The 12,158-nt window shown below is 73.0% G+C and carries 10 protein-coding genes; 7 read left to right on the top strand and 3 right to left on the bottom strand.

Annotated features, from left to right (window positions below; genetic code table 11):
• Positions 1-2,304, top strand: a complete 2,304-nt coding sequence (locus AC6F7H_RS03800; protein WP_500755192.1) for a bifunctional salicylyl-CoA 5-hydroxylase/oxidoreductase — start codon at positions 1-3, stop codon at positions 2,302-2,304.
• Between the two features lie 21 nt (positions 2,305-2,325).
• Here AC6F7H_RS03800 and AC6F7H_RS03795 read toward each other — a convergent pair whose 3' ends face one another.
• Together AC6F7H_RS03795 and AC6F7H_RS03790 are read right to left on the bottom strand one after the other, a co-directional pair.
• Positions 2,326-3,147 (bottom strand): PaaX family transcriptional regulator, encoded by an 822-nt coding sequence (locus tag AC6F7H_RS03795; RefSeq protein ID WP_500755190.1) that lies wholly within the window; start codon positions 3,145-3,147, stop codon positions 2,326-2,328.
• Positions 3,148-3,187: 40 nt separating this feature from the next.
• Positions 3,188-4,816, bottom strand: coding sequence for an AMP-binding protein (locus tag AC6F7H_RS03790; RefSeq protein ID WP_500755189.1), 1,629 nt, complete (start codon positions 4,814-4,816; stop codon positions 3,188-3,190).
• Positions 4,817-4,964: 148 nt separating this feature from the next.
• On the opposite strand from AC6F7H_RS03790, the gene AC6F7H_RS03785 reads away from it, so the two are divergent.
• From AC6F7H_RS03785 to AC6F7H_RS03770, 4 genes are all read left to right on the top strand, one after another.
• Positions 4,965-6,092, top strand: a complete 1,128-nt coding sequence (locus AC6F7H_RS03785; protein WP_500755188.1) for an acyl-CoA dehydrogenase family protein — start codon at positions 4,965-4,967, stop codon at positions 6,090-6,092.
• Positions 6,089-6,487: a RidA family protein gene (locus AC6F7H_RS03780; RefSeq protein WP_500755187.1), complete on the top strand. Its 399-nt coding sequence runs from the start codon at positions 6,089-6,091 to the stop codon at positions 6,485-6,487. The genes AC6F7H_RS03785 and AC6F7H_RS03780 overlap by 4 nt, the downstream gene beginning before the upstream one ends.
• A gap of 150 nt (positions 6,488-6,637) precedes the next feature.
• Positions 6,638-7,075, top strand: coding sequence for a DUF6299 family protein (locus AC6F7H_RS03775; RefSeq protein ID WP_500755186.1), 438 nt, complete (start codon positions 6,638-6,640; stop codon positions 7,073-7,075).
• A 109-nt stretch (positions 7,076-7,184) separates the two neighbouring features.
• Entirely contained in the window at positions 7,185-8,042 is an 858-nt protein-coding gene (locus AC6F7H_RS03770) for a hypothetical protein (protein ID WP_500755185.1), read from the top strand.
• A gap of 54 nt (positions 8,043-8,096) precedes the next feature.
• On the opposite strand, the gene AC6F7H_RS03765 is transcribed toward AC6F7H_RS03770, so the two are convergent.
• A complete protein-coding gene (locus AC6F7H_RS03765; protein ID WP_500755184.1) occupies positions 8,097-9,158 on the bottom strand; it encodes a PucR family transcriptional regulator in 1,062 nt (353 codons plus the stop codon).
• Between the two features lie 250 nt (positions 9,159-9,408).
• Between AC6F7H_RS03765 and AC6F7H_RS03760 the strand changes: the two genes are divergently transcribed.
• Both AC6F7H_RS03760 and AC6F7H_RS03755 read left to right on the top strand, forming a co-directional pair.
• On the top strand, positions 9,409-9,789 hold the full coding sequence (locus tag AC6F7H_RS03760) for a hypothetical protein (protein ID WP_500755183.1): 381 nt from the start codon (positions 9,409-9,411) through the stop codon (positions 9,787-9,789).
• 256 nt (positions 9,790-10,045) lie between these two features.
• Positions 10,046-12,091 carry a flotillin family protein gene (locus AC6F7H_RS03755; protein ID WP_500755182.1) on the top strand — a complete coding sequence of 682 codons (2,046 nt, stop codon included), beginning with the start codon at positions 10,046-10,048 and terminating at the stop codon, positions 12,089-12,091.
• Positions 12,092-12,158 lie beyond the last annotated feature (67 nt).

Here is a 12,158-nt window from a genome sequence, read left to right as displayed (position 1 = left end):
GTGCCGGACACCGGAGCCGGGACGGACACCGGCGTCCGGAGGGTCGCGGTGATCGGGGGCGGGCCCGGCGGCCTGTACGCGGCGGCGCTGCTCAAACGCCTCGACCCCGCGCGCGAGGTCACCGTCTGGGAGCGCAACGCCCCCGACGACACCTTCGGCTTCGGCGTCGTCCTGTCCGACGAGACCCTCGGCGGCATCGAGCACGCCGACCCGGTGGCCCACGCGGCGCTCCGGGCGGACTTCGTCCGCTGGGACGACATCGACATCGTCCACCGCGGGGTGCGCCACACCTCCGGCGGCCACGGCTTCGCCGCCCTCGGCCGGCGCCGGCTGCTGGAGATCCTCCATGAACGCTGCCGCTCCCTCGGCGTCGACCTGCGCTTTCGCGCCGAGGCGCCGGACCCCGCGCACCTGGCTGGGGCGTACGACCTGGTGGTGGCCGCCGACGGGGTGCGCAGCGGCACCCGCGCCGCCTTCGCGGACGCCTTCCGGCCCCGGATCACCGAGCACCGCTGCCGCTACATCTGGCTGGCCGCGGACTTCGCCTTCGACGCCTTCCGCTTCGAGATCGCCGAGACCCCGCACGGCGTGATGCAACTGCACGGCTACCCCTTCTCCACCGATGCCTCCACGGTGATCGTCGAGATGCGCGAGGAGGTGTGGCGGGCCGCCGGGTTCGGTGAACTCGACGAGGAACAGTCGATCGAGTGCTGTGCCAAGGTCTTCGCCGACGCCCTCGGCGGCCGCCCGCTGCGGTCCAACAAGTCGACGTGGACGACCTTCCGCACGGTCGTCAACGACCGCTGGTCGCACGGCAACGTCGTGCTCCTCGGCGACGCCGCCCACACCGCCCACTTCTCCATCGGCTCCGGCACCAAGCTCGCCGTCGAGGACGCCCTGGCCCTGGCCGCCTGCCTGCGTGAACACCCCACGCTGCACGCCGCGTTGAAAGCGTACGAGACGGAACGGCGGCCCGTGGTCACCTCCACCCAACGGGCGGCGCGGGCCAGTCTGGAGTGGTTCGAGGACCTGGAGCTGTATCTCGCGGAGCCGCCCCGGCAGTTCGCCTTCAACCTGCTCACCCGCAGCCGTCGCGTCACCCACGACAACCTGCGCCTGCGCGACGCCCGCTTCACCGGGGCCGTGGAGCGCGAGTTCGGCTGCCCGCCCGGCACGCCCCCGATGTTCACCCCGCTGCGGCTGCGCGAACTGACCCTGCGCAACCGGGTGGTCGTCTCACCCATGGACATGTACTCGGCCACCGACGGCGTCCCCGGCGACTTCCACCTCGTCCATCTGGGCGCCCGTGCGCTGGGCGGAGCCGGGCTGGTCATGACGGAGATGGTGTGCGTGAGCGCCGAGGGACGCATCACGCCCGGCTGCGCCGGTCTCTACACCGAGAGCCAGGCCGCGGCATGGCGGCGGATCACCGACTTCGCGCACTCGGCGGCACCCGGCACCGCGATCGGCGTGCAGCTCGGCCACAGCGGCCGCAAGGGCTCGACCAAGCTGATGTGGGAGGGCATGGACGAGCCGCTGGACACCGGCAACTGGCCCCTCGTCGCCGCCTCCCCCCTGCCCTACCGGCCGGACAGCCAGACCCCGCACGAGCTGACCGCCACCCAGCTCGACGACATCCGTGAGCAGTTCACCTCGGCTGCCGAGCGGGCCGCGCACGCCGGGTTCGACCTGCTCGAACTGCACTGCGCCCACGGCTATCTGCTCTCCGGCTTCCTCTCCCCGCTGACCAACCGCCGCACCGACGCCTACGGCGGCCCGCTCGAGCACCGGCTCCGCTTCCCGCTGGAGGTCTTCGACGCCGTCCGCGCGGTGTGGCCGGAGCAGCGGCCCATGACCGTCCGCCTCTCCGCCACCGACTGGGCCGACGGCGGCACCACGGCCGAGGACGCCGTCGCGATCGCCCGCGCCTTCGCCGCGCACGGCGCCGACGCGATCGACGTGTCCACCGGGCAGGTCGTGTCCGACGAGAAGCCGGAGTTCGGCCGTTCCTACCAGACGCCGTTCGCCGACCGCATCCGCCACCGCGCCGGTGTCCCCGTGATCGCCGTCGGTGCGATCTCCTCCTGGGACGACGTCAACTCGCTGATCCTGGCCGGACGCGCGGACCTGTGCGCGCTGGCCCGCCCCCACCTCTACGACCCGCACTGGACCCTGCACGCGGCGGCCGAGCAGGGCTACGAGGGTGAGGGCGTCGTCTGGCCCGCGCCCTACCTGGCCGGCCGCAGACCCCCGCGGACCGGCCGCACGGACGCTCCCAGACCCCGGCTGACCCTGGGGAACTGAGGAGACGGCCGGCCCTCGGGGTCACAGTCCGGCGAACTCGGCCCCCGCGTCCCGCAGGCGTTCGTGCAGGCCGTGGAAGACGCTCGCCGACCGCGTCCCCGGCCAGTCGGCGGGCAGCAGGCCGGCGGGCAGACCCGGGTCGGTGTAGGGGAGGTGGCGCCAGGAGTCGAGGGCGAGGAGGTAGTCGCGGTAGGCCTCCTCGGGCGGGGTGTCCGCACGCTCCCGCCAGGCGCCCAGCACCCGCGCGTGGCGCTCCAGGAACGCCTCGTGCTCCTTCGCGATCCCCTCGAGGTCCCACCAGCGGGCGACCGCCTCGGCGGTGGGCGCGTAACCGAGGTGCTCACCGCGGAAGAAGTCGACGTAACCGTCCAGCCGCAGCCGCTGAAGGGTGTGCCGGGTCTCCTCGTACAGCCGGGCGGGCGCGATCCACACACCGGGCGCGGCGGTGCCGAAACCGAGGCCGGACAGGCGGGAGCGCAGGAGGTGCCGCTTCTGGCGCTCGGACTCCGGTACGGAGAACACCGCGAGCACCCAGCCCTCGTCACCGGGTGCGGCGGTCGCGTAGATGCGGCGGTCGCCGTCGTCCAGCAACTGGCGGGCGTCCGGTGACATTTCGTAGCCGGCCGCGCCCTGCGCGGTACGGGCCGGGAGGAGCAGCCCGCGCCGCTTGAGCCGGGACACCGAGGAACGCACGGAGGGAGCGTCGACGCCGACCGCGGCCAGCAGCCGGATCAGCTCGGCGACGGGTACGGGGCCCGGCACGAAACGGCCGTAGGCGCCGTAGAGCGTGACGATGAGAGACCTCGGAGCGTGCTGCGCGGACTGGTCGGACACGTTGATCATCTTAGGTCGTCTTGATCCACTCCGGCCCCCGGCACCGGTGTCACCCCTGGTCAGCTCCCGTACCGGCGGCGGTGCGCAGGCGGAACCGCTGGAGTTTGCCGGTCGCGGTGCGCGGCAGCGCGTCCAGGAAGACGATCTCGCGCGGGCACTTGTACGGGGCGAGCTCCGACTTCACGAAGGCGCGCAGGGCCTCGGCGTCCCGCTCGGCGCCCTCCTTGAGGACCGTGTACGCCACCACGACCTGGCCGCGCGTCTCGTCGGGCCGCCCGACCACCGCCGCCTCCAGGACGTCCGCATGGCGCAGCAGCGCGTCCTCGACCTCGGGGCCCGCGATGTTGTACCCGGCCGAGATGATCATGTCGTCGGCGCGGGCGACATAGCGGAAGTAGCCGTCGGGCTCGCGGACATAGGTGTCGCCGGTGACGTTCCAGCCGCCGCGCACGTACTCCCGCTGGCGCGGATCGGCGAGATAGCGGCAGCCGACGGGCCCGCACACCGCGAGCAGCCCCGGCTCGCCGTCGGGCACGGGAGTGCCGTGGGCGTCCTGCACGCGCGCCCGCCACCCGGGGACCGGAACTCCCGTGGTCCCGGGTCTGATCCCTTCGTCGGCGGCGGAGATGAAGATGTGCAGCAGTTCGGTGGCGCCGATGCCGTTGATGACCCGCAGCCCGGTGCGCTCGTGCCAGGCCCGCCAGGTCGCGGCCGGCAGGTTCTCGCCCGCCGAGACGCAGCGCCGCAGCGACGAGATGTCGGGTCCAGCGGGTCCGTCGTGTCCGTCGAGGGTCTCGAGCATCGCCCGGTAGGCCGTGGGCGCGGTGAACAGCACCGACACCCGGTGCTCGGCGATCGCGGTCAACAACTGTGCGGGACGGGCCTGTTCGAGCAGCAGCGCGCTGGCGCCCGCCCGCAGCGGGAAGACCACGAGACCGCCCAGGCCGAAGGTGAAGCCGAGCGGCGGACTGCCGGCGAACACGTCGTCCGCCTGCGGCCGCAGGACGTGCCGGGAGAAGGTGTCCGCGATCGCGAGCACGTCCCGGTGGAAGTGCATGCAGCCCTTGGGGCGGCCGGTGGTGCCCGAGGTGAAGGCGATCAGCGCCACGTCGTCCGCGGTGGTGTCCACGGCCTCGTACGGCGTGCCGGGCGCCGGACGGTTCAGCAGGTCGTCCGGCGCGTCACCGCCGTACGGGGTGATCCGCAGGCCCGGGACCTCCGCCTTGGCGAGGTCGTCGACGGCCCGGACGTCGCACAGCGCGTGCCGTACGTCGGCGATCCCGCAGATGGTGCCCAGCTCGTGCGGACGCTGCTGGGCCAGCACGGTCACGGCGATCGCGCCCGCCTTGAGCACCGCCAGCCAGCAGGCGGCCAGCCAGGGCGTGGTGGGGCCGCGCAGCAGCACCCGGTTGCCGGGAACGACGCCGAGGTCGCCGGTGAGGACGTGGGCGAGCCGGTCCACACGGGCGCGCAGCTCGCCGTACGTCCAGGTGCCGCCGTCGGGGGTGCGGAACGCCGGGCGGTCGCCCGGCGGGCCGTGCAGCAGCTCGGCGGCGCAGTTCAGCCGTTCGGGGTAGTCCAGCTCCGGTAGGTCGAAGCGGAGTTCGGGCCACTGGCCGGGTGGCGGGAGGTGGTCGCGGGCGAAGGTGTCGAGGTGCCCGGTGGCCCGTGGATTCATGACGGTTCGCCCCCTCGGCGTGGTGGGCTCGCCCCAGGAGCGTATCGCGTTGATGACGACAGTCAACGGTTCGCGATAGCCTGGCGGGGTCCACTCGGACGAGCCTCATGGCGGGCCGCATCGGGCACGGGGAGGGAAGGGACCGGCGATGACCGCATTCTCGCTCGAACCAGAACAAATCGCCTGGTGCGCCCGGTTGCGTGCGCTGGCCGCCGAGCGCCTGCGCCCGCTCGCCGAGAAGGGCGAACCGGGCCGGGTCAACCGGCCCCTCGTCGCCGAACTCGGCGCCCTCGGCCTGCTGCCCCGCCTGTTCACCTCCGGCGCGCTCGACCTGTGCCTGATGCGCGAGTCCCTGGCCCACGGCTGCACCGAGGCGGAGACCGCCCTCGCCCTCCAGGGCCTGGGCGCCCACCCCGTGCACGCCCACGGCGCCGAGGAGCTGCGGGCCCGCTGGCTCCCCCGGGTGGCGGACGGCACGGCGGTCGCGGCGTTCGCGCTCAGCGAGCCGGGGGCCGGCTCGGACGCGGCGGCGCTCTCCCTGACCGCCGACCCGGACGGCCCCGGCCGCTGGCGGCTCACCGGCGAGAAACGCTGGATCTCCAACGCGCCTGAGGCCGACTTCTACACCGTCTTCGCCCGCACCACCCCCGGCGCCGGCGCCCGGGGCGTGACCGCCTTCCTGGTGCCCGCCGACCGTCCGGGCCTCACCGGCACCGCCCTCGACATGCTCTCCCCGCACCCCGTCGGTGCCCTCGCCCTCGACGCCGTACCGGTGAGAGCCGACGACCTGCTCGGCGAGGTGGACCGCGGCTTCCGGGTCGCCATGGGCACCCTCAACCTGTTCCGGCCCAGCGTCGGCGCGTTCGCGGTCGGCATGGCGCGGGCGGCGCTGGACGCCACCCTCGAACACACCGCCGGACGCGAGGCGTTCGGCGGCCGACTGAGCGATCTGCAGGCGGTGTCCCACCAGGTCGCCGAGATGGCCCTGCGCACGGAGGCGGCCCGCCTGATGGTGTACGCGGCCGCCACGGCGTACGACGCGGGCGACCCTGATGTCCCCAGCCGTGCCGCCATGGCCAAGCTGCTGGCCACCGAGACCGCGCAGTACGTCGTCGACCGGGCCGTCCAACTGCACGGCGCGCGGGCGCTGCAACGCGGGCACCTGCTCGAACACCTCTACCGCGAGGTCCGCGCCCCCCGCGTCTACGAGGGGGCCAGCGAGGTCCAACGGGACATCATCGCCAAGGAGTTGTACAAGAGCCTGGAGAACCGATGACCACCGAGCGTGTCAACCCGCCCGAGCTGTCTCCGCCGGCCGGCTTCTCGCACGCTGTCGTCGCCACCGGCTCCAGGGCGGTGTTCCTGGCAGGCCAGACCGCCCTCGACGGCGACGGGAAGGTCGTCGGCGACACCCTGCCCGAGCAGTTCACCCGGGCCCTCACCAACCTCCTCACCGCCCTGCGCGCCGCCGGCGGCGCCCCGGCCGACCTGGCCCGCGTCACCGTCTACGCCACCGACCTCGCCGCGTACCGCGTCCATGCCCGCGAACTCGGCCGCGTCTGGCGGCGGTTGGCCGGCACCGACTACCCCGCGATGGCGGTGGTCGAGGTCGCCCGCCTGTGGGACGAGCAGGCGATGGTGGAACTCGACGGCTTCGCCCTGCTGCCCTGACCTCCCTGCGACCCCTGACCCCACGGTGAGGCGGGCGGCCCCCCGATGGCCGGTGCCAAATCGCCACCGAAGGGGTGAGGGTCACTGTTCCCGGCTCGCTCTCCCGGTACTGATGGAGGCCCCCGTTCCTCTTTTTCCGGAGGCTTCCCCATGTCCGTACGTCCCTTCCTCGGCGCGGCAGCCGGCGCGGCGCTGCTGCTCGGGTCCGCCGTGGCGGCACCCGCGGCGGCTGCGTCCGCCGCCCCCCGCGCGAGCGTGACGGTGGCTTCGAAGGGCCGGATCGCCGCAGACGGCACCGTCACCCTCTCCGGCACGTACCGCTGCTTCGAGGGCTCCGGGCCGGTCCTCGTCGGCTCCTCCGTGCACCAGGGCCTCTCCCAGGTCCGCTACGGCATCGGCGGTACCCGTGCCGTGTGCGACGGTAAGAAGCGCCGGTGGGAGAACACCGGGAGAGTCCCCTCCGCCGCTCTGAAGGCCGGCGCGGCCGACGTCGAGGCCGCCCTCCTGGAACTGCGCCCCTTCGGCGGCATCCCGCTGCCCGTCTTCCACGCGGTGCGGCGACAGGACATCAAGCTGGTCCAGGACTGAACGAGCGGCGCCCGCGCCGCCGTTCTGCCGCGGCCCGGAAGCCGGTCGGCGCCGGTTCTGCCGTCCCCGGGCATGGACGGGTGGGCGGCCGACCCGGCAGGCTGACCGCATGGTCTCTCTCCGTCACACGGTGGTGCTCGCCCCCGTTCCGCGCGCCTGGCTCGTCGACGCTCTCGCCGCTGTGGTGGAGTCGGCGGAGAGCAGCCGGGTGGAGGCGGGGCGGGTACTGCTGCCGGACGGGAGCGTGCTGCCGGACGTGCGGCTGACCGAGGGGCGTCACCTCCGGCCCGGTGCGGTGTACGAGGGGGTGCTCGACGAGAGCGAGAGCGAGAGCGAGAGCGAGGACGGGGACGGGAACGAGAAGGGGGCCGGGACCGAGGCCGGGGACGCGGAGGAGAAGTGGACGCCGGGGGACCCCGGGGAATCGCTTCGGATCACCGTGCGGGAGTGGGACCGGCGCCGTGCGCTGCGGCTGGGGATCGCCGCGTCCGAGGCGGACGCCGTCCTGGTGGGGGAGGTGGCCCTGCGCAGCCCGGACCGTCCGCGTGAGGCCGAGATCAAGGGGAGGGCACGGATCGACGGCGTGTGGTCCGTGCTGGCCCGGCCGACGGGCCGGGCCCGGCTGCGGCTCGACGACTGGTGGACCGCCACGGACACGGGGCGGGCCCCGCGCTCCGCGCCGCTCCGGGCCCGGCTGGAGTGCGGCGCGGCGCGGGCGGAACTGCGGGCGGTACCGCGGCCGGACCCCGTCGACGACAGATGGGAGGTGACGGTCACCGTGCGGATACGAGGCCGCCGTCTGTTCCGCCCGGTGGCGGCCCTCGCCCTCCGCCTGGGACGGCGACGACTGCAACGGGCCCTGACCGGCGCCCTGGAGGACCTGGCCACGCACTGGAACACCGAGGTGCCCCGCCTCACGGCGATGGACCGCGACGACATCCGCCGGGAGATCCTGCCCCCTGCCTGAGGCGAGTGGGCCCGGACGCCCGGCAACCGGGATGAGTCGTGAACTCCTACGGAATCAGAGTTCGTTGGCCGGCCAGGCCAGCAGGCGGGCGCCGATGACCGACGTCTGGAGCATGTAACGGTGCGCCGGGTCCGACGGATCGGCGCCGGTGAGTTTGTGGATGCGTTCCAGACGGTACGTCAGCGCCCGTACGCTCAGTGAGAGTCGGCGGGCCGCCTCCGCCGCGACGCAACCGGAGTCGAAGTACGCGGTGAGCGTGTCGAGGAGGGGCTCCGCACCGCCCCGGGCCGTGGTGAGCGGACCGAGGGTGTTGTGGACCAGATCGGCCATCGCCTGGCGGTCGCGGGCCAGGACGGGGTAGACGAGCAGATCGGCGGCGCGCAGCAACGGCTCGTCGAGCCCCAGCCGTTCGGCTATCTCCAGGGTGCGCAGGGCCTCTTCGTAGGAGTGGACGACACCGCCGGGCCCGGGCTGCGGGCGGCCGATGGCGATCTGGCCGCCGTCGGTCGCGGCGTGCGCCTGCTTGGCGAAGTGGGTGAGCACCTCGCCGTGGTGGCCCGGCGCGACGCACAGCAGCCGCCCGTCCTTGGTGGTGAGCAGGATGCTGCGGTCACCGAACCGGGCGACGAGGGCCTGCTCCACCCGCCGCGGCACGGCGTCCCCCTCGTCGTAGGCGACGGGGCCCCGGGCGACGGCGACGGCGTGCGCCTGGGACAGCCGCAGTCCGAAGCGGTCGGCGCGTTCGGCGAGCCGGCCCAGGTCGCTGCGCCCGTGGAGCAGATCGTCGATGAACTCCCGCCGGGCCGCCTCCTCCCGACGGACCGCCAGCCGCTGCGCCCGCTCGTAGCCCTCGGCGAAGGCGTCCACGGCCTGCTGGACGGCGGAGAGCGCCGCCTCGGCCGAGTCGGTGTGGCCGCGCGGCCAGGCGTCACGTGCGGCGGTCAGATGGGTGCGCACCAGGGCACGCAGTCCGAAGCCCGCCTCCGCGGCGCGTTCCCCCAGTGCTTTCCGGGAGGCCAGCTCGTCCCGGGAGAGGCGCCGGCCGGTGGCCGCGACCTCCTCCAGGATCTGGGCATAACCTTCGAGATACTCCTCCGGAATCTCCCGCTCTGCCACATCGCCCCTTCGATTTTGACGCGCCCTTGACGCCGTCTTGATGCGTCGTTGATGCCCTACCCGGCATGAAGACCCTAGTGAACATTGCCGGGTTCCGGCAATGCGCGGACGGCCCGGCAGCGGGCAACATGGTCCGCGGGGAGCACCGCGGATGGTTCCGGTGCCCGGCACCGGCAGGCGTCGGGCACCGAACCCGAGAGGACCGGTGCTGCCGCCGGTACGAGCCGCGAACGGGAAGGGGGGAACGGGGATGCACTTGATCGCAGAGGCCGCGACGGGCCTGCCCACCCTCCTGTTCACCGCGGCCCTCGTCGTGGCGGCCTGCTTCTGGCTGTTGGTGGCCGTGGGTGTCACCACCCCCCACGCCTTCGACTCGGACGCGGATCTCGACGCCTGGGGGATGGGCGGGGTACCGGTCGCTCTCGCGCTCTCCCTGCTGGCCCTGTTCGCCTGGCTGCTGGCCACCGGCGCGACCGTGCTGCTGGCCGTCCACGTCCCCGACGGGGCCGCCGCGAGGTCGCTGCGCCTGCCGGTCGTGTTCGCCGCGTTGTTCGCCGCCTGGCGGCTGACCCGCTTCTTCGTGCGCCCGTTGCACCGGCTCCTGCCCGACGAACCCGAGCCGTCCCGGTAGTTTCGCGGGCTCGGAGGGAACCGGGACGGTGCGCCGCACGTGTCTCGTGACGGAGCCGGCCGACGGCTCCCGCGCAGGCCGAGCGTGCCACGCGACCACGCCGCACCACCACGCCGTACGAGCCGTCCGGGCTCTCCGGACTCGCTGAGTTCTCCGAGCCGAGCCGCACCGGGGGAGGCTCCGCCCGCTCCACTTCTCGACGCCCGGCGTCGACCTGTCACTTCTGTCCGTCACAAAGCCCTGAAGGACGTGTCCCATGGATGCTGCCACCGTGGGTGTCGCCGTGCTCGTCGGCGTCTGCCTGCTCCTCGTGTTCGCCGCCCTGTTCGTCATGACCAAGCTGTTCCGCAAGGTGGAGCAGGGCAAGGCGCTCATCGTCTCCAAGATGCGCAAGGTCGACGTGACCTTCACCGGGCAGGTCGTGCTGCCGGTGCTGCACAAGGCCGAGGTGATGGACATCTCGGTGAAGACCATCGAGATCACCCGGGCCGGCAAGGAAGGCCTGATCTGCCAGGACAACATCCGCGCCGACATCCGCATCACGTTCTTCGTCAAGGTCAACAAGACCGTGCAGGACGTCATCAAGGTCGCCCAGGCGGTCGGCACCGCGCGGGCCAGCGACCGCAACACCCTGCAGGAACTGTTCCACGCGAAGTTCTCCGAGGCACTGAAGACCGTCGGCAAGCAGATGGACTTCACCGACCTCTACACCAAGCGTGAGGAACTGCGGTACCGGATCATCGAGGTCATCGGGGTCGACCTCAACGGTTACCACCTCGAGGACGCGGCGATCGACTTCCTGGAGCAGACGCCGCTGTCCCAGCTGGACCCGGGCAACGTGCTCGACGCGCAGGGCATCCGCAAGATCACCGAGCTGACGGCCATCGAGCACGTCCGCACCAACGAGGCCCAGCGCGGCGAGGAGAAGGAGATCACCCGGCAGAACGTCGACGCGCGGGAGGCGATCCTGGAGCTGGAGCGCCGCCAGGTCGACGCGGAGATCAAGCAGCGCCGGGAGATCGAGACCGTACGGGCCCGTGAGGAGGCCGAGACGGCGCGAGTGGTGGAGGAGGAGCGGCTGCGCGCGCAGAGCGCCTTCCTGCGCACCGAGGAACAGCTCGGCGTGCAGCGCGAGAACCAGGCCCGCGAGGTCGCCGTCGCCGCCAAGAACCGCGAGCGGGTCATCGCGGTGGAGAGCGAGCGCATCGAGAAGGACCGGATGCTGGAGGTCATCGCCCGCGAGCGGGAGACCTCGCTGACCCGGATCGCCGCCGACAAGGAGGTCGAGGCGGAGAAGCGGGAGATCGCCGAGGTCGTCCGGGAGCGGGTCGCGGTGGACCGTACGGTCGCCGAGCAGGAGGAGTCGATCAAGAAGCTGCGGGCCGTGGAGGAGGCGGAGCGGCAGCGCCAGGCCGTGATCATCGCCGCCGAGGCCGAGGCGCAGGAGAAGCTGGTCAAGGACATCAAGGCCGCCGAGGCCGCCGAGCAGTCCGCCACGCACCGCGCCGCCGAGGAACTGACCCTGGCCGAGGCCCGGTTGAAGACCGCCGACCTGGACGCGCAGGCGAAGCTGCGGATGGCCGAGGCCGTCCAGGCGGAGGCCGCCGCGGAGGGACTCGCCGCCGTGCAGGTCCGCGACAAGGAGGCCGAGGTCATCGAGAAGGCCGGCCGTGCCGAGGCCGAGGCGGCCGAGGCCCGGATGCGTGCCGAGGCCGAGGGCGCGCGGGTCAAGGCGCTCGCGGACGCGGAGGCCATCAGCGGGAAGCTCAGGGCGGAGGCGGCCGGCCTCACCGAGAAGGCGGCGGCGATGGCCGCACTGGACGAGGCGTCCCGCGGTCACGAGGAGTACCGGCTGCGGCTGGAGGCGGAGAAGGACGTACGGCTCGCCGGCCTGGAGGTGCAGCGGCAGGTCGCCGAGGCGCAGGCCACGGTCCTCGCGACCGGCCTGGAGGGCGCCGACATCAACATCGTCGGCGGGGAGTCCGTGTTCTTCGACCGGCTGATGTCGTCGATCTCCCTCGGCAAGAGCGTCGACGGGTTCGTCCAGCACTCCCGGACCGCCCAGGCCCTCGCCGGGCCCTGGCTGGACGGCACGGCGAGCTTCACCGACGACCTGAGCCGGATGCTGGGCTCCGTCTCCAGCGCCGACGTACAGCACCTGACGGTGTCCGCGCTGCTGATGCAGCTGATGAAGGCGGGCGGCGAGAACACCGGACAGCTTCAGCAACTGATCGAAAAAGCTGGGGAGTTGGGCCTTGCGGACACCCCGCTGGCCGCGCTGAACGGCCACGCGAGGGCCTGACGCGCCCGACCACCCCCATCGGGAGCCGCCGCACAGGGGACGGCGGCTCCCGACCGCTCCCTCCCGA

The organism is Streptomyces sp. MMS24-W38, assembly GCF_059889265.1.
This window is presented reverse-complemented; position numbering and strand designations above follow the sequence as displayed.

Bases quoted from the DNA above. Each gene is read 5' to 3' on its own strand.
- AC6F7H_RS03795 (WP_500755190.1), bottom strand. From the start codon at position 3,147: ATGATCAACGTGTCCGACCAGTCCGCGCAGCACGCTCCGAGGTCTCTC.
- AC6F7H_RS03790 (WP_500755189.1), bottom strand. From the start codon at position 4,816: ATGAATCCACGGGCCACCGGGCACCTCGACACCTTCGCCCGCGACCAC.
- AC6F7H_RS03785 (WP_500755188.1), top strand. From the start codon at position 4,965: ATGACCGCATTCTCGCTCGAACCAGAACAAATCGCCTGGTGCGCCCGG.
- AC6F7H_RS03780 (WP_500755187.1), top strand. From the start codon at position 6,089: ATGACCACCGAGCGTGTCAACCCGCCCGAGCTGTCTCCGCCGGCCGGC.
- AC6F7H_RS03775 (WP_500755186.1), top strand. From the start codon at position 6,638: ATGTCCGTACGTCCCTTCCTCGGCGCGGCAGCCGGCGCGGCGCTGCTG.
- AC6F7H_RS03770 (WP_500755185.1), top strand. From the start codon at position 7,185: ATGGTCTCTCTCCGTCACACGGTGGTGCTCGCCCCCGTTCCGCGCGCC.
- AC6F7H_RS03760 (WP_500755183.1), top strand. From the start codon at position 9,409: ATGCACTTGATCGCAGAGGCCGCGACGGGCCTGCCCACCCTCCTGTTC.
- AC6F7H_RS03755 (WP_500755182.1), top strand. From the start codon at position 10,046: ATGGATGCTGCCACCGTGGGTGTCGCCGTGCTCGTCGGCGTCTGCCTG.